The sequence below is a fragment of the Nocardia sp. NPDC023733 genome (assembly GCF_040639775.1).
In the GTDB taxonomy this organism is placed as follows: domain Bacteria; phylum Actinomycetota; class Actinomycetes; order Mycobacteriales; family Mycobacteriaceae; genus Nocardia; species Nocardia rosealba.
On sequence record NZ_JBFAAN010000001.1, the window covers coordinates 279137 to 296065 of the forward strand.

Annotated in this window: 14 protein-coding genes; 11 read left to right on the plus strand and 3 right to left on the minus strand. The window is 68.0% G+C overall.

Translation table 11 applies throughout. The features are described 5' to 3' along the window. Positions 1 to 76: 76 nt before the first annotated feature. Positions 77 to 676, plus strand: coding sequence for a DUF4126 domain-containing protein (locus AB0F86_RS01270; protein ID WP_181696855.1), 600 nt, complete (start codon positions 77 to 79; stop codon positions 674 to 676). Position 677: 1 nt separating this feature from the next. On the opposite strand, the gene AB0F86_RS01275 is transcribed toward AB0F86_RS01270, so the two are convergent. Further along, positions 678 to 1688 (minus strand): LLM class flavin-dependent oxidoreductase, encoded by a 1011-nt coding sequence (locus AB0F86_RS01275; RefSeq protein WP_356983870.1) that lies wholly within the window; start codon positions 1686 to 1688, stop codon positions 678 to 680. An 82-nt stretch (positions 1689 to 1770) separates the two neighbouring features. Here AB0F86_RS01275 and AB0F86_RS01280 point away from each other — a divergent pair, with 82 nt between their 5' ends. Genes AB0F86_RS01280 through AB0F86_RS01290 form a run of 3 tightly spaced genes read left to right on the plus strand, consistent with a single transcriptional unit; the run spans position 1771 to position 6657 of the window. After that, positions 1771 to 4056, plus strand: coding sequence for an FdhF/YdeP family oxidoreductase (locus tag AB0F86_RS01280; protein WP_356983871.1), 2286 nt, complete (start codon positions 1771 to 1773; stop codon positions 4054 to 4056). A gap of 13 nt (positions 4057 to 4069) precedes the next feature. Further along, positions 4070 to 4933 (plus strand): type I methionyl aminopeptidase, encoded by an 864-nt coding sequence (map, locus tag AB0F86_RS01285; RefSeq protein ID WP_181696858.1) that lies wholly within the window; start codon positions 4070 to 4072, stop codon positions 4931 to 4933. Continuing rightward, on the plus strand, positions 4930 to 6657 hold the full coding sequence (locus tag AB0F86_RS01290; protein WP_356983873.1) for a cobyric acid synthase: 1728 nt from the start codon (positions 4930 to 4932) through the stop codon (positions 6655 to 6657). The genes map and AB0F86_RS01290 overlap by 4 nt, the downstream gene beginning before the upstream one ends. Positions 6658 to 6663: 6 nt before the next feature. Here the strand turns inward: AB0F86_RS01290 and AB0F86_RS01295 are convergent, their stop codons facing one another. Then, positions 6664 to 7107, minus strand: a complete 444-nt coding sequence (locus tag AB0F86_RS01295) for a hypothetical protein (RefSeq protein WP_356983875.1) — start codon at positions 7105 to 7107, stop codon at positions 6664 to 6666. Positions 7108 to 7355: 248 nt separating this feature from the next. On the opposite strand from AB0F86_RS01295, the gene AB0F86_RS01300 reads away from it, so the two are divergent. Then, positions 7356 to 7919 (plus strand): alpha/beta hydrolase, encoded by a 564-nt coding sequence (locus tag AB0F86_RS01300; protein WP_181696860.1) that lies wholly within the window; start codon positions 7356 to 7358, stop codon positions 7917 to 7919. A gap of 7 nt (positions 7920 to 7926) precedes the next feature. Here AB0F86_RS01300 and AB0F86_RS01305 read toward each other — a convergent pair whose 3' ends face one another. Next, positions 7927 to 8958: an alpha/beta hydrolase gene (locus tag AB0F86_RS01305; RefSeq protein ID WP_356983877.1), complete on the minus strand. Its 1032-nt coding sequence runs from the start codon at positions 8956 to 8958 to the stop codon at positions 7927 to 7929. A gap of 232 nt (positions 8959 to 9190) precedes the next feature. On the opposite strand from AB0F86_RS01305, the gene mqo reads away from it, so the two are divergent. The 6 genes from mqo to AB0F86_RS01335 all read left to right on the plus strand — a co-directional run bounded on the left by mqo (position 9191) and on the right by AB0F86_RS01335 (position 16729). Next, positions 9191 to 10723: a malate dehydrogenase (quinone) gene (gene mqo / locus AB0F86_RS01310; RefSeq protein WP_181696862.1), complete on the plus strand. Its 1533-nt coding sequence runs from the start codon at positions 9191 to 9193 to the stop codon at positions 10721 to 10723. 6 nt (positions 10724 to 10729) lie between these two features. Then, the gene (locus AB0F86_RS01315; protein WP_356983878.1) at positions 10730 to 11161 is read left to right on the plus strand and encodes a GNAT family N-acetyltransferase; all 432 of its coding nucleotides are present in this window, start codon (positions 10730 to 10732) and stop codon (positions 11159 to 11161) included. 232 nt (positions 11162 to 11393) lie between these two features. Then, the gene (locus AB0F86_RS01320) at positions 11394 to 13550 is read left to right on the plus strand and encodes a VWA domain-containing protein (protein ID WP_356984379.1); all 2157 of its coding nucleotides are present in this window, start codon (positions 11394 to 11396) and stop codon (positions 13548 to 13550) included. A 33-nt stretch (positions 13551 to 13583) separates the two neighbouring features. After that, complete coding sequence (cobO, locus tag AB0F86_RS01325) at positions 13584 to 14198, plus strand: cob(I)yrinic acid a,c-diamide adenosyltransferase (protein ID WP_181696864.1); 615 nt, start codon at positions 13584 to 13586, stop codon at positions 14196 to 14198. Positions 14199 to 14418: 220 nt separating this feature from the next. Further along, positions 14419 to 16113, plus strand: coding sequence for a cobyrinate a,c-diamide synthase (locus tag AB0F86_RS01330; protein ID WP_356983880.1), 1695 nt, complete (start codon positions 14419 to 14421; stop codon positions 16111 to 16113). A gap of 202 nt (positions 16114 to 16315) precedes the next feature. After that, the gene (locus AB0F86_RS01335; RefSeq protein ID WP_356983882.1) at positions 16316 to 16729 is read left to right on the plus strand and encodes a cobalamin biosynthesis protein; all 414 of its coding nucleotides are present in this window, start codon (positions 16316 to 16318) and stop codon (positions 16727 to 16729) included. The last annotated feature ends 200 nt before the right edge of the window (positions 16730 to 16929 follow it).

Below are 16929 nucleotides of genomic sequence, written 5' to 3' on the forward strand. Positions count from 1 at the left end.
TGGCTCATCGGGGAGGACTCGACCGCAACGTCGTCGCCTGCGAGTCTGTGTCGGTACCCGGGCTTAGGCTGATGACGTGTCGGTGCTGCCTCTGATCTTCACCGCTGGCTGGGCCAGCGGGATCAACGCGTACGCGGTGGTGTTCCTGCTCGGCTTGTTCGGGCGGATCGGGTGGACCGACGACGTGCCCGCCGGCTTGGAGCGCACCGATGTGCTCGTGGCGGCGGGAGTGCTGTTCCTCATCGAAGCCGTGGCCGACAAGATCCCGTACCTCGACTCGTTCTGGGATGCGGTGCACACGGTCGTGCGTCCGGCATCCGGGGCGGTGGTGTCGGCTCTGATTGCCGGACAAGACGATTCGCTACCCACATTGTTCGCCGCCGCCGTGGGCGGCACGACCGCGCTGGCCAGCCACATCGTCAAAGCCGGTACCCGGATGGCCATCAACACCTCACCGGAACCGGTCACCAATATCGCGATGAGTACCGCCGAGGACTTGAGCGTCGGCGGCATCATCACGCTCGCGGTGTTCTTTCCGGTTCTGGCAGCCGTCATCGCCGCGATCTTGCTGGCGATCGGGTTGTGGGTCGTGTACCTGTGCGCCAGCCGGATCCGCCGCTACCTGCGACGAAGAAGGGAACGGCGCGAGACGCGACCGGTCGACGCACTCGAGTAGATCACCGCACCTGCGGCGCCACCTTCGAACCGAGCAGATCGATGGTGTGCAGCACCTTCTCCGGCGGCAGTGTGCCCACGCTGGTGTGCAGCATGAACCGGTCGAGGCCGAGCGTGTCGCGGACATCGGCGATCTTGGCGGCCACGTAATCGGGGGTGCCGACGAACAACGACCCACTCTGGGACCGCAACGCGTCGAACTGCTGGCGCGTCATCGGGCCCCAACCGCGCTCGCGTCCGATCACCGACATCGCCATCGCGTACGGCTCGTAGAAATCGGCGACCGCCTGCTCGTCGGTGTCGGCGATGTACCCGTGCGCGTGCACCGCGACCGGCTGCTTCTCGTGCCCACCTTCGGCCAGCGCCCGGTGATACAGCTCCACCAGCGGCTTGAACCGCGCGGGCTGCCCACCGATGATGGCGATCGCCAACGGCAGACCGAGCAGTCCGGCCCGGATCACCGATTCGGGACTGCCGCCGACCGCGATCCACACCGGCAGCGGCCGGTCGTCGGTGCGCGGGTAGACGGTGGCCTCGTGCAGCGGTGCGCGGAACCGGCCCGACCAGGTGACCGGCTCCTCCTCGCGCAGCCGAAGCAGCAGGCCGAGTTTCTCCTCGAAGAGCGCGTCGTAATCGCCCAGGTCGTAACCGAACAGCGGGAACGACTCGGTGAAAGACCCACGCCCGGCCATCAATTCGGCCCGCCCGTTCGACAGGCCGTCCAGCGTCGCGAAGTCCTGATACACGCGCACCGGGTCGTCGGAGCTGAGCACGGTCACCGCGCTGGTCAGCTGGATCCGTTCGGTACGGGCTGCCGCCGCGGCCAGGACCACGGCCGGTGCGGAGGCAGCGAAATCCTGGCGGTGGTGTTCGCCGACGCCGTACACATCCAGCCCTGCGGCCTCGGTGGCCACGGCCTCGTCGACCACCTGACGCAGCCGCTCGGCCGCCGTCGGCGCGGGCAGATCGCCCGTGGGGTACCGCTCGGCGAAGGTGGTGAGCCCCAGTTCCATGTGAACCTCGTTTCCAGGTCGCGTTCTGTTCTCCAGTCTAAACGGACCGTGGTCCGATATCATTCCCGTTTATGCTGGCCTCATGATCGAGGACCCCGCCGACGACCTGACGGTCACACCACCGAAGCAGTGGGCGGTCGGTGTCCCCGCCGTGGTCAACGCGCTGAAGTATTCGCTGTCGCAGAGCACGCTGCCGCGCACCGCGCTCACCTTGCTGAACATCAATCAGACCGATGGTTTCGACTGTCCCGGTTGCGCGTGGCCGGAGCCGAAGCACCGGACCACCAACGAGTACTGCGAGAACGGCGCACGCCACATCGCCGACGAGTCGACCACGCGTCGCGTCACCGCCGATTTCTTCCGCGAGCATCCCGTCGCCGAACTCGACACGATGTCGGACTACTGGCTCAATCAGCAGGGCCGCCTCACTGAACCGATGGTCAAACGACCCGGCGCCACCCACTACGAACCCATCGGCTGGGACGACGCCCTCGACCTCGTCGCCTCCACCCTGCGCGCCCTCGACTCGCCCGACGAAGCCCTGTTCTACACCTCGGGCAGGCTCAGTAACGAGGCAGCGTTCCTGCTGCAACTGTTCGTGCGCGCCTACGGCACCAACAACCTGCCCGACTGCTCGAACATGTGCCACGAATCCAGCGGGTCGGCGCTCACCGAAACCCTCGGTGTCGGCAAGGGCAGCGTGTCACTGGACGACATCTATCAGGCCGACCTGATCTTCGTCGTCGGTCAGAACCCCGGCACCAACCATCCGCGCATGCTCTCGGCGCTGGAGCAGACCAAACGCAACGGCGGCACGATCATCGCGGTGAATCCGCTGCCCGAGGCCGGACTCATCCGGTTCAAGAATCCGCAGAAGGCGCGCGGTGTGCTCGGTCGCGGCACCGCCATCGCCGACCAGTTCCTCAAGATCCGCCCCGGCGGCGACCTCGCCCTGTTCCGCATGCTGAACCGGCTGCTGCTCGACGCCGAAGACGCCGCCCCCGGCACCGTGCTCGACCACGACTTCATCGCCGAGAACACCAGTGGTTTCGACGAATTCGCTGAGCAGGCCCGCGCGATCAGCTGGGACACCGCGCTCGCCGCCACCGGGCTCACGCGCGAGGAGATCGAGCAGGTGCACCGGCGGGTGCTGGCGAGCAAGAAGATCATCGTGTGCTGGGCGATGGGGCTCACCCAGCACAAACACGGCGTGCCGACCATCCGCGAGATCGTCGACTTCCTGTTGCTGCGCGGCAATATCGGCCGTCCGGGTGCGGGTGTGTGCCCGGTGCGCGGGCACAGCAACGTCCAGGGCGACCGCACGATGGGCATCTGGGAACGTCCGCCGCAGGCCTTCCTCGACGCGCTCGGCACAGAGTTCGCCTTCACTCCGCCCGCAGCACACGGTCTGGATTCGGTCGGCGCCATCCGTGCCATGCGCGACGGCAAGGCGAAGGTGTTCGTCGGTGTCGCAGGCAATTTCGTACGCGCCACCCCCGACAGTGAGGTCACCGAGGCGGCATTGCGCCGCTGTGCGCTCACCGTGCAGATCTCCACCAAGCTCAATCGCTCGCACACGGTGTGCGGCGATACCGCGCTGATCCTGCCGACACTCGGCCGCAGCGACCGCGACATCCAGGCAGGCGGCGAACAATTCGTCACCGTCGAGGACTCGATGAGTGAAGTGCACGCCTCGCGCGGGCGCCTCGACCCGGCCTCACCACACCTGCTCAGCGAGGTGGCCATCATTTCCCGGCTCGCGCGCCGCACGCTGGGATCCTCGGCGATTCCGTGGGAGGAGTTCGTCGCCGACTACGGGACCATTCGCGACCGCATCTCCCGGGTCGTGCCCGGTTTCGAGAACTTCAACGAGCGGGTGGCGCAACCGGGTGGGCTGCGGTTGATCAATCCGGTCAACGAGGGCGTCTTCCGAACCGCCACCGGCAAGGCGCGGTTCACCTGCAACGAGGTGACCTCGCTCGACGTGCCACCGGGTTACCTCGTGTTGCAATCACTTCGGTCCCACGACCAGTGGAACACCATTCCCTACGGCAGCGACGACCGCTATCGCGGCATCCACCACGCGCGCCGGGTGGTGCTGGTCAACCCCGACGACCTCGCCGAACGCGGCCTGGCCGACGGCGACACCGTCGACATCGTCAGCGTGTGGCACGACGGCAGTGAACGGCGGGCCGAGAAGTTCGTCGTGGTCGCCTACCCGGCGAGCCGGGGTTCGGCGGCGGCCTACTACCCGGAGACCAACGTCCTGGTACCCCTCGACAGCGTCGCCGACATCAGCAACACCCCGACCTCGAAGGGCATCGTCGTCCGCCTCGAACCCGTCGCGGCCGATGCCGACGTCGGCTAAGTACACTTCCGGTATGTCCGTGCGCACCCGTCAGCCACTCGTCCCCGGCACCCAGTCGCCGATCCGGGATGTCCCGCGTTCCATCGAGCGCCCCGAATACGTGTGGAAACCGACGGTCAACGAGGGCAAAGAGCCATGGGTGCAGACGGCCGAGACCATCGAGAAGATGCGGATCGCGGGCAAGATCGCCGCCCAGGCACTCGAGGAGGCGGGCAAGGCGGTGGCGCCCGGCGTCACCACCGACGAGCTCGACCGCATCGCCCACGAGTACATGTGCGACCACGGCGCCTACCCCTCCACTCTGGGCTACAAGGGTTTCCCGAAGTCGTGCTGCACCTCGCTCAACGAGGTGATCTGCCACGGCATCCCCGACTCCACCGTGATCGAGGACGGTGACATCGTCAATATCGACGTCACCGCCTACATCCACGGTGTGCACGGCGACACCAACAAGACCTACCTCGCCGGTGATGTCGACGAGGAGGTGCGGCTGCTGGTCGAGCGCACCGAGGAGGCGACCAACCGGGCCATCAAGGCGGTCAAGCCGGGGCGCGCGCTCAATGTCATCGGCCGTGTCATCGAGGCCTACGCCAACCGCTTCGGCTACGGCGTGGTCCGCGACTTCACCGGTCACGGTGTCGGCCCCACCTTCCACAGCGGCCTGGTGATCCTGCATTACGACCAGCCCAGCATCGATTCGGTCATCGAACCGGGCATGACCTTCACCATCGAGCCGATGATCAACCTCGGCGGCATCGACTACGACATCTGGGACGACGGCTGGACCGTGGTCACCAAGGACCGCAAGTGGACCGCGCAGTTCGAGCACACCCTGGTGGTCACCGAGACGGGCGCGGAAATCCTGACCCTGCCGTGAGCGGTGTGCTGCGCGGGGCACTGCTGATCGCCGGGACCACCTCCGACGCGGGCAAAAGCGTTGTGGTGGCGGGTATCTGCCGGATGCTGGCGCGGCGCGGGGTGCGGGTGGCGCCGTTCAAGGCGCAGAACATGTCGAACAATTCCGTCGTCACGCTCGACGGTGGGGAGATCGGGCGCGCGCAAGCTCTGCAGGCGCGCGCCTGTGGGCTCGAGCCGAGCGTGCGGTTCAACCCGGTGCTGTTGAAGCCAGGCAGTGATCGCCGGTCGCAATTGGTGGTGCGTGGCAAGGCGATCGGAACCGTCGGCGCACGAGACTATTTCACGCGCCGTCAGCAGTTGCGGGAAGTAGTCGCGGACGAACTCGCCTCGCTGCGTGCGGAATTCGATGTGGTGATCTGCGAGGGCGCCGGGTCGCCTGCCGAGATCAACCTGCGCGCGACCGATCTGGCGAACATGGGGCTGGCGCGTGCGGCGGACCTTCCGGTTCTCGTCGTCGGCGATATCGACCGGGGCGGGGTGCTCGCCCATTTGTTCGGAACCGTCGCGGTACTGGAACCCGAAGATCAGCGACTCGTTTCGGGGTTCATCGTCAACAAATTCCGCGGTGATGTGTCCCTGCTCCAACCCGGCCTCGACCAGCTCCTCGCCCTCACGGGCCGCCCGACCCTCGGCGTGCTCCCGTTCGCCGAAGACCTCTGGCTCGACGCCGAAGACTCCCTCGGCACCATCGCGGGCACCCCCGTCGGCCGCCCCGCCCCACCCCACGGCACCGACTGGCTCACCGTCGCCGCCATCCGCCTACCCCGCATCTCCAACTCCACCGACATCGAAGCCCTGGCCTGCGAACCCGGCGTCTCGGTCCACTGGGCCGACAGCCCCCACCAGATCGCCGGCGCCGACCTCGTCGTCCTGCCCGGTTCCAAATCCACTGTCTCCGACATGGAATGGTTGCGCACCAAGGGAATCGATGACGCCCTACGAACCCGAGCCGCAGCGTGTCGCCCCATCCTCGGCATCTGCGGCGGCTACCAGATGCTCGGCCGTCGCATCATCGACGGAGTGGAATATGTGGGCGGAGATCGCATTCCGTCGCCGACGGCTGCTGTTCCTGAGCGCGACGCTGCCCCGGCAGGCTTGCCCGGGCGTGACTCGGCTTCGGCAGGTGTGCCCGAGCGCGGCGTGGCTTCGGTGGGTGCGCCCGACTACGACGCTGCCCCGGGAGGTGCGCCTGCAGACGAGGGAGTTCCGGCCGGGAATCCGTGGGTGGGCGACGGCCTCGGGCTGTTCGACCTGGACATCGAATTCGCGGAGCCGAAGATCGCACGACAGGTAGCCGGGACTGCCGCCGATACCCCGGTCCACGGCTACGAAATCCACCACGGCCGGGTGCGGCGTACCGGCGACCCTGCCTGGCTCACCATCGGCGGTGCTCCGGAAGGCAGTGCACGAGAAGCGATCTGGGGTACCCACGTACACGGCGTGCTCGAATCCGACGAGTTCCGCCGCGCCTGGCTGACCGAAGTCGCCACTCGAGCGGGACGTACCGGCTTCACCGTCGCCCCCGATACGTCCGTCGCCGCCGTGCGGGAAGCCCAGCTCGACCTACTCGCCGACCTGATCGAGAAGCACCTCGACATCCCCGCCCTGGAAGAACTGATAGCGCGCGGCGCGTCCAACCTCCCGATCATCCGAAGTGGAATCCTCGACGTCCCCGGTGCGTAAAAGCGTTCACGCCGTGGACTCGGCGGTAGTGCTGCTGGGTTTCGGCCGGCCACGGCTGAGGGCGTATGCGGCGAAGGCGAATACCAGGGCCGGGGCGCCGAGTACGACCACGCCGAAGATCCAGATGTAGTCCTTGGCGGCGGTCGCGGGCGTGGTGTAGGCCTGGGTGTCTTTGCCGATGTCGATGAGAACCATTCGGGCGTCGACTGTTTCGCCTTCGGTGACGTCGAAGAGCCGGACTGTGCGCCCGTCGTCGACGGTCGTTCCGATACCCGCGTGGCCGCTGCTCATCCCCGAAGTGGAGCTTTCCTCGATCCGGACGGTCACCTCCTCGCCGAATCCCGCGAGGTAGGCGGTGGCGTTGACCAGATGCGCGACCCCCGTCAGCGCTCCTGCTCCGAAGACGACGGCGCCGACCGCGCACAGCACAGCCTGGATGATCCTTTTCACATGCCCCCCATGATGTCGATAGAACTCGATGGCCATCCTATGGCGAGTGGCACGGCTGTGCCTCAGGTCGCGACGCCCGCCGGGTGTGGGGCCGCTCTCGTCCTCACCGAGAGCGCACCCCTCTTGTGACAGGTTTGGCAATTCGACGGTTCCGGGCAGTGAAAGCCCAGTACACGGGCATCGGCCCGATGGAGAGCCGGGGCTGAACGGCAGGTGGCGTTCAGGGTGGGCGTGTACCGTAAACCGGCATGAAATCTCGGCAGATCACGGTCGGTGACCAGGCCTGGACAGTGCGGGTCGACGGGCCCTCCTCACGGCACAATGTGCTGTTGCTTCCCGATGCGGACGACCCTGCTGATGTGTTCGACAAGGTGTGCGCGCGGCTGCACGAATCCGATCTGCAGACCGTCGTCGTGGAATCCGTCGAAGGGCTCGAGCCCGCGGGGGTGCACGCCATTCTCGACGAACTCGAACTGCCCTACGTGAACGTGGCCGGACGCGGTGCGGGTGCGGCACTCGCGTGGCGGGTGTGCGCGGGCCGCTTCGGCCGGTTCATGAGTCTCGTCGTCGCCGACCACGGCCACCCCGCCGTGCCCGGCGCCGACGGCACGATCCCCGACCCGGCCTGCCCACCCCTCGAACTCCCGGTGACGATGATGGTCACCAAGAGCCTGCCCCGCGCCACCGCCGACGCCTCCGGCCGCTTCGTCTACGGCGAATTCCGTGTCGTCCCTTTGGAAGTCGACAACATCGCCACCGAAGCTGGCCACGAACTCGCCACCGAGATCGTGTTGCGCACCAGCCTCTGGTGAAACGGGGTCAGGACTTGCGGTAGGCGGCGAGCCAGTCGAGCCAGCTGTCGGTCTCGGCGAAGGCGACCGCGCGGACGGCCTCCGAGGACAGGAACACGTCGTGGCGAGCGCCGTCGATGGGGACGATGGTGGTGCGTTCGCCCAGGCAGCCGGCCCAGCGCTGGATCTGCTTGACGTCGAGCACAGCATCGGCCACGTCGACGGCTGAACTGTGCTGGCGCGCGAACTTGGTGACCCGCGAACGCAGGATCAGCGCGGGTACCCCGATGGTGAGGCCCTGCTGCAGCCGTGCCTGGCCCTGCCGGATCGCCCGCAACCAGCCGAGACGCACCGGTTCGCCGGTCAACGGCTTCCAGTCCAGGTTGTAGTCCCATTCACCCGAGCGGGTGTGGTGCAGGCTGTCGCCGTAGGCGGTGCTCACACCCATACCCGGGATCTGCGCGAACGCCCGGAACCGGCCGACGGCGTTGATGATGGGTGTGCCGACGGTGCGGTAGTACGACGGTCCCTGCAGGTCGAACCAGGGGCTGTTGAGCACCACACCGACCACACCCGCCGCCGCGCTGCCGCCCGCGGCTTCGAGCCGGTCGAGCCACAACGGCACGATGAGGCCACCGGTCGAATGCGCGACGACCAGCACATCGTTGCAGGTCTCCTCGCGGGCGATCCGCAGCGCCTCGCTGAGTTCCGCGTCGTAGAGCGCCAGGTCGCTGACGTAGTGCGCGCTCTGTCCTTCACGCCGCGAGCGGCCGCATTTGCGCAGGTCGAGTGCGTAGAAGCGGTGGCCGCGCGCGGCGAAATGCTCGGCCAGGTGCTCCTGGAAGAAGTAGTCGGTGAAACCGTGCACGTAGAGCACTGTGGGCTCGTGTGCCGGGGCGGTGGCGTCGGGCAGGTAGCGAACCAGGGTGGCGACGATCTCGCCCTCGCCGTCGGGGTCGGTGCCCAGCGGCAGGGTTCGCTGCTGGTACGCCGTGCCGAGGATGTCGGCCTGCCACTGCTCGTCGGTCCGGTCGGCGATCCCTTGCGTTTCGTTCGTCACACCCGCCAATCTATCGCGGGGTCACGGCGACGTGCAGGGTTGGTTTACATCACATTCGGCAGGTCGGGTGCAGTGAGGCGATCTGCTGAGGTGCACAATTGAGTTCAGGTGAACGACGGGTAACCTACCCCCGGCGATTCACTGCGAGTCGCATCAACACTGCCAAGCGCCCGCGCCAAGCGAACTCACCCGCCGGTGGTTAGCTGAGAAGGACAAGGAAGTCGATCTACCCGTGCCGAACGCTGCGAAGATTGAAAAGACCGATGTAGTTCTCATCGGCGCAGGCATCATGAGTGCCACGCTGGGCGCGCTGCTGCGGCAGCTGCAGCCGGACTGGACGGTTTCGGTGTTCGAACGGCTCGACGCCGCCGCCGCCGAGAGCAGCGACCCGTGGAACAACGCGGGTACCGGCCACTCGGCGCTGTGCGAGCTCAACTACAGCCCGCAGAACGCCGACGGCTCGGTCGATGTCAGCAAGGCGATCGACATCAACGAACGCTTCCAGGTCTCGCGCCAGTTCTGGGCCTCCGCGGTCGACGCGGGCGTCCTGGGTGACCCGTCGCGCTTCATCAACCCCATCCCGCACGTCAGCTTCGTGCACGGTGCCGACAACGTCGAGTACCTGCGTAAGCGCTACGAGGCGCTGGCGCCGCACCCGCTGTTCCGCGGTATGGAGTTCATCGACAGCCCCGACGAGTTCGCCGCGCGCCTGCCGCTGATGGCCAAGGGCCGTGACTTCTCCGACCCCATCGCACTGAACTGGACCGACGGCGGCACCGATATCGACTTCGGCGCGCTCACCAAGCAGCTGCTGGCCTACGTCGGCTACTCCGGCGGCGAGATCGCCTTCGGCACCGAGGTCCGCGACCTCGACAAGCAGTCCGACGGCTCCTGGAACGTCACCGTGCGCAACCTGCGCACCTACCGGTCGCGCACGATCAACGCGAAGTTCGTGTTCGTCGGCGCCGGTGGTGGCGCGCTGCCGCTGCTGCAGAAGTCGGGCATCAAGGAGGCCAAGGGCTTCGGTGGGTTCCCGATCAGCGGCCAGTTCCTGCGCTCGACCAACCCCGACCTGATCGCCGCGCACGAGGCCAAGGTGTACGGCAAGGCCGCCGTCGGCGCGCCGCCGATGTCGGTGCCGCACTTGGACACTCGCGTCATCAACGGCAAGAAGGGCCTGCTGTTCGGCCCCTACGCCGGCTGGACCCCCAAGTTCCTCAAGGACGGCTCCAACGCCGACCTGTTCAAGTCGATCAAGCCGAACAACATCGGTTCGCTCGTCGGCGTGGGTCTCACCGAGATGGGTCTCACCAAGTACCTGATCAGCGAGCTGCTGAAGTCGCAGAACGGCAAGGTGGGTGTGCTCGAGGAGTTCCTGCCGAGGGCCGACGGCCGCGACTGGGAGCTCATCACCGCCGGTCAGCGCGTGCAGGTGATCCGGCGCAAGGGTGCCGGTGGTGTGCTCGAGTTCGGCACCGCCGTCATCTCCGCCCAGGACGGCAGCATCGCCGGTCTGCTCGGTGCCTCGCCCGGCGCGTCGACCTGTGTCACCGCGATGCTCGATGTGATGCAGCGTTGCTTCCCGCGTGAGTACGCCGACTGGACCCCGCAGCTGCAGCAGATGATCCCCTCGCTCGGCCAGAAGCTGTCGGAGAACCAGGCCCTGTTCCAGGAAGTGTGGGACTGGACCAACAAGTCGCTCAAGCTCGACGAGGTCAGCGCCACCACCCAGGAAGACGCGCTCGGCTTCGCCCAGGTGCGCTGACCTGCCGTGCCGGTCGTGCTGAAACGGTCGTGGGCGGCGGACCTCGACTCCGCCGCCCTGTACCGGCTGCTGAAGTTGCGCGTCGACGTGTTCGTCGTGGAGCAGGAATGCGCCTACCCCGAACTGGACGGGCGTGACCTGCTTCCCGGCACCCGGCACCTGTGGATCGACGACGACGGCGAGATCGTGGCGACTCTGCGCCTGCTCGAAGAGCCGGACGGATTCCGCATCGGCCGGGTGTGCGTGGCGGCGGATGCCCGCAAACGTGGCTACACCACTCGTCTGATGCAGGCCGCGCTGGCCGAAACCGGTTCGGCGACAGTGCGATTGGACGCTCAGTCCCACCTGGTCGACATGTATGCCAAGTTCGGCTTCGCCGTCGACGGGCCGGAATACGATGACGACGGCATCATGCACGTCCCGATGCGTCGCGGCTGACCCCCGGTATCCATCTCCGACCGCCTGCGTCTGCCATGCCGTCCGGTCCGTCGAGAGACGCGCGCGCCACTATGGCGGGGCGCCGCTGGATGCGATCGTCGCGGGCGGCGGACCGGGTGCCGCTCGTCGGGCAGTGATGCCCGGGGATCAGAGGTGATCGGGCCGCGCATACAGTGGGGGCGTGCCTGGTTTTGCTGATGTTGCCGCTGGTCCGCACACCGCTGCGCGGGGAGTGGGTGAAGCGGGGTTCCCGTTCTCGGCTGTGGTGGGGCAGGAGCGGTTGCAGCTGGCGTTGATCTTGTCGGCGGTGCACCCCGGGATCGGCGGGGTGCTGGTGCGCGGAGAGAAGGGCACCGCGAAGTCGACCGTGGTGCGCGCGCTCGCGCAGTTGCTGCCGCCGGTGGTCGACGAGACGGGCGCGCGACCGGCCCGGCTGGTCGAGTTGCCGGTCGGCGCCACCGAGGACCGGGTGGTCGGTTCGCTGGATCTCGAGCGGGTGCTGCGCGACGGGGAGCAGGCGTTCCGTCCCGGTCTGCTGGCCGCGGCCCATCACGGCGTGCTCTACGTCGACGAAGTGAATCTGCTGCACGACCACCTGGTCGACGTGCTGCTCGATGCCGCCGCCATGGGCCGCGTGCACGTGGAGCGCGACGGGGTGTCACATTCGCATCCGGCGCGGTTCGTGCTCGTCGGCACCATGAATCCCGAAGAGGGAGAGCTGCGTCCGCAATTGCTCGACCGGTTCGGTCTCACCGTCGACGTGGCGGCCTCGCGTGACGTGTCGACCCGGATGGCCGTCGTGCGCCGCCGCCTCGACTACGAAGCCGACCCCGCCGCGTTCGCCGCCCGCTACGCCGGCGCGGATCGGGTTGTCGCCGAACGCATTCTGACCGCGCGCGACCGGTTGCCCGATGTCGTGCTCGACAATGCCGAGCTGCGCCGGATCGCGGCGCTGTGTGCGGCCTTCGATGTCGACGGGATGCGCGCGGATCTGGTCGTCGCCCGAACCGCGACCGCCCACGCGGCCTGGCGGGGCCGCGACCAGGTCACCGAGGACGATGTGCGGATCGCAGCCGAGCTGGCCCTGCCGCATCGGCGGCGCCGCGATCCGTTCGACGAGCCCGGGATCAGTGAGGAACAGCTCGACGAGGCGATGCGGGCGGCGGCCGAGGAAGTCGAAAACGCTTCCGACGACGACGAATTCGATGATCCGTACGGGTCCGCCGATGACCGGGCGCTCGAGGGGGAGAATGCGGACGGTCGCAGCGGCGAGCAGGCCGACGGTGGTCGCGCGAGTGACGAGTCGATAGGTACCGATCAGGACGGGGACGGCTCCGAGGATCGGCAAGGGGACAACCACGCGCGTGACCCGCGCGAGGGCGGTCCTGACGACAGCGACGGGCCGGATGACGACGGCCCGGACGGTGGGCCCAGTGGCCCGGACGGCAGCGGTCCGGACGGTGGGCCCGGTGGTGGCCCGAATGGCAACCGCGCGAACGATACCGGTTCGAACAGCAGTGGCTCCGACGACAAGGGTTCTCGGCCGACCGCTGAAAGGCTTTCCGGCACACCCGGTTCCACTTCCAAGCCTGCCCCCCGCTGGGAAGTCCCCGGCATCGGCGAAGGCGCCCCCGGCCGTCGCTCCCGCGCCCAGACCCGCACCGGTCGCATGGTTCGCCCCCACACCGACACCTCCACCGGTCTGCACCTGCTCGGCACCGTCTTCGCCGCCGCACCGAAACAGGTCGAGCGCGGCCGGTTCGCCGGACCGCTCGCCCTGGCGATCGAAGACCTGCGTGGCGCGTATCGCGAAGGGCGCGAAGGCAATCTGGTGGTCTTCGTCGTCGACACCTCCGGTTCGATGGCCGCCCGCGACCGGCTCACCGCCGTCACCGGCGCCGTCGTCACCCTGCTGCGTGACGCCTACCAGCGCCGCGACAAGGTGGCGGTGATCAGCGTGCGCGGCAGCGAAGCCGAGCTGGTGCTGCCGCCGACCTCCTCGGTCGACATCGCCGTGCGCCGCCTGGCCGGTCTGCGCACCGGCGGGAAGACACCTCTCGCTGCCGGTTTGCTGAAGGCCCGCGAGGTGATCGCCCGCGAACACGTGCGCGACCCGCGTCGCCGCCCGATGCTCGTCCTGCTCACCGACGGCCGTGCCACCGGCGGCACCGACCCCCTCCCGCGCGCCCGCACCGCCGCGCGCCTCCTCGCGGGCGAAGGCCACACCACCATGGTCATCGACTGCGAGCGCGGCATGATCCGCCTCGGCCTGGCCGCCGAACTGGCCCGCGACCTGCGCGCCCGCTACCTGCGCCTCGACGAACTCACCGGCGAATCCGTCGCCGATGTGGTGCGCGCGTCCGGCTACCCAACGAACCGCGCGGCCTGAGCCTCAGCCGAGCGTGAAGAGAAGGAGATTGCTGTGCCCAAGGGTGTTCCCGAGGTCGTCCCCGCGGACGGGCTGACCACGCGGCAGCGGCGTAATCAGCCCGTGCTTGCCGTGCACACCGGGCCCGGCAAAGGGAAGTCGACGGCGGCGTTCGGGATGGCGCTGCGGGCCTGGAATCAGGGATTCGACGTGGCCGTGTTCCAGTTCGTGAAGAGCGCGAAATGGAAGGTCGGCGAGGAAGCGGCGTTTCGGACCCTCGGCACCCTGCACGAGGAGACCGGCGCGGGCGGCGCGGTGGAGTGGCACAAGATGGGGGAGGGATGGTCCTGGACCCGCAAGCACGGGACCGAGGAAGACCACGCCGCCGCCGCACTCGCGGGCTGGCAGGAGATTTCCCGGCGTCTCGCCGCCGAGCAGCACCGCTTCTACGTGCTCGACGAGTTCACCTACCCGCTGAAGTGGGGCTGGGTCGATATCGACGAGGTCGTCGAAACCCTCACCAACCGGCCAGGTAACCAGCACGTCGTCATCACCGGACGCGACGCACCACAGGCGCTCATCGACGCTGCCGACCTGGTCACCGAGATGACCAAGGTGAAGCACCCGATGGACGCGGGCCGCAAGGGTCAGCGCGGTATCGAATGGTGACTGGCTCGACAGCCGTGCGGAATCCAATGGTGACCGACGCGGCAGCTCTGGTGGATCGAACGGTGGCCGGGCCGTCAGCCGTGGCGGATCGAACAGCGAGCGGCATGGTGGCTGTGGTGGATCGAATGGTGGCTGGCCCGGCGGCTGTGGGGGAACGAATGGTCGTTGGCTCGGCAGCCGTTGTGGAACGAACGGGGAGTGGACCGGCGGTCGTGCGGGAGTGGCGACCGTGAGCGCCCCGGCGATCGTTATCGCGGCCCCGGCGTCGGGTAGCGGCAAGACGACGCTGGCCACCGGGCTCATCGGCGCGTTGCGGCGGGCTGGGCACGAGGTGGCGCCGTTCAAGGTCGGCCCGGACTACATCGACCCCGGGTATCACGGGCTCTCCGCGGGGCGCCCCGGCCGGAACCTCGATCCTGTTCTGGTAGGCGAGGATCGGGTGGTCCCGCTGTACCGCCACGGCGCGCACGGGTGCGATATCGCAGTGGTCGAGGGCGTGATGGGCCTGTTCGACGGTCGTATCGACGAGCACCGGACGGAAGCGGTGGCCGAGGGTTCCACCGCGCAGGTGGCTAGCCTGCTCGGCGCACCGGTCGTGCTGGTCGTCGACGCGCGCGGGCATTCGCAGAGCTTGGCCGCCCTGCTCCACGGATTCGCCACCTTCGACTCCTCGGTCCGTCTCGGTGGAGTGATCCTCAACCGCGTCGGCAGCGAACGCCACGAACAGGTCCTGCGCTCGGCGTGCGACCGCGTGGGCATCCCTGTCCTCGGCGTGCTACCCCGGATGACCGAATTGGAAGTCCCCTCACGCCATCTCGGCCTCATCCCCGCCGTCGAACACGGCACCGCCGCCACCCGCGCCGTCGACGCTATGACCACCCTGGTTGCCGCCCACGTCGACCTCTCGGCGATCGTCGCCCTGGCCGGTGGATCGGTGCAGGGCCCCGCCTGGGATCCGCTGACCGAACTGGCCGCAGCCGCCGATCGAGCCGTGACCGATCGAGAGCAGCCGTCTGGCGAGCTCGGCGGGTCGCCCTCTACCGCGCGAACTCCACACGATCCCGCCCCGGCGATATTGTCCGAGCGATCCCCACTGCCGACCGATCCGAACGCGCAGGCCGCAGCCACTTTGTCCGGCCGAACGCTGCCCTCGTCGACCGAACCCGGAGTTACAGCAGGAATGGCCGAGTTCGCGCACGCCGCGAATCGGCCGGTCGAACCTGCACGAACCGGGCGGACCACCACGATCACGGACGCGACTGCGGGCGACCGCCTCACCCGGATCGGGGGGCCGGTGATCGCGATGGCCGGCGGCGCTGCCTTCACCTTCGGCTACGCCGAGCACCGAGAGCTGCTCCTGGCAGCGGGTGCGCAGGTCGTTGTCTTCGATCCACTGACCGACGAATTGCCCGAGAACACAGCGGGTCTGGTGCTGCCGGGTGGTTTCCCCGAGGAACACGCCGCGCAGCTCTCGGCGAATGTGCGCCTGCGCAGCGCGATCGCCGACGGCGCCACCCACGGCCTCCCGATCCACGCGGAATGCGCCGGACTGCTCTACCTCACCCGTTCCCTCGACGGGCACCCTATGGCGGGAGTGATCGATGCCGACGCCGAATTCGGCCCCCGCCTCACCCTCGGCTACCGCGACGCCGTCGCCCTGCACGACTCTGTGCTGTGGCAGGCGGGCGCCCGAGTACGCGGCCACGAATTCCACCGCACCCGCCTGCTCCAGGCAGGCACGGCGGATACCGCATGGGGCTGGCGCACAACAGTATCCGTCTCCGAAGGCGCTGTGGTGGGCCAGGTCCATGCCTCCTACCTACACACCCACCCCGCGGGTAACCCTGACGCCATCCGCCGATTCGTAGACGCCGCAGGGAGATTCGACCTGACAGCCGACCGTGGGCGCCGATGATCGAGTGCGCGAGACGTCGCCGCGAACTTCCTGCCCGCGCTGAGAGACGACCCCGGTGCCATTGTCTGATTCGCTGGTGTGGGAAAGGGGTTCAGCCCCCGAGGCGCCCTCCTGCCGCTGCTGAGCGAGATGGCCGATTTCGTGTGGTGACAGGATTCGGTCGCCGCCGCCACGGGATTCGAATCTCGGTGGCGGATTGTTCATGACTGACGGTATGGGGCCGCAAGCGACAGGAGAGTTCGAGAGCGAGTCGCAGGACCGAGTCACAGTCGGCATCGGTCTGCGTCCAGGCACCACATCGGGCCGCATCGTGCGAGCCGTCGAAGAGGTTGTCGGGCAGTACCGCATCGCCTGCCTGGCGACGCTCGACACCCGAGCCGCCGAGCCGGGGCTGCGGGCGGCCGCCGCGATGCTAGGAGTCGCGTTGCTCGGATTCACCGCCGAGGAATTGTCCGCGGTAGAGGTTGCGCACAGCTCGTCCCGCACCGAAGCCGCGGTCGGTACCCCCAGCGTCGCGGAAGCCGCCGCACTACTTGCGGGGAATGGTGAATCAGTATGCGGACGAACAATTGTCGATGGAATCGTCGTGGCAGTGGCGTACGCCGACCCGATTTAATTCACTGGGCAAGATCGGCCGCGCACAGTAACGTCTGGTCCAGCAGTCGTACGGCGGGCCGGCACTGATCGGTTACCTCTGGACCAAGCGGACGCAGGTTCGAATCCTGCCCGCCACCGCGCGGTGGCGGTAGCTCAGTCTGGTAGAGCACTCGGCGCGTCCGGTCGGGACACACACGCCCGCCGTGCGATTGCGACGGA

Excerpts from the sequence above, each read along its gene's own strand:
- AB0F86_RS01275 (WP_356983870.1), bottom strand. The coding sequence starts at position 1,688 with ATGGAACTGGGGCTCACCACCTTCGCCGAGCGGTACCCCACGGGCGAT.
- AB0F86_RS01280 (WP_356983871.1), top strand. The coding sequence starts at position 1,771 with ATGATCGAGGACCCCGCCGACGACCTGACGGTCACACCACCGAAGCAG.
- map (WP_181696858.1), top strand. The coding sequence starts at position 4,070 with ATGTCCGTGCGCACCCGTCAGCCACTCGTCCCCGGCACCCAGTCGCCG.
- AB0F86_RS01300 (WP_181696860.1), top strand. The coding sequence starts at position 7,356 with ATGAAATCTCGGCAGATCACGGTCGGTGACCAGGCCTGGACAGTGCGG.
- AB0F86_RS01335 (WP_356983882.1), top strand. The coding sequence starts at position 16,316 with ATGACTGACGGTATGGGGCCGCAAGCGACAGGAGAGTTCGAGAGCGAG.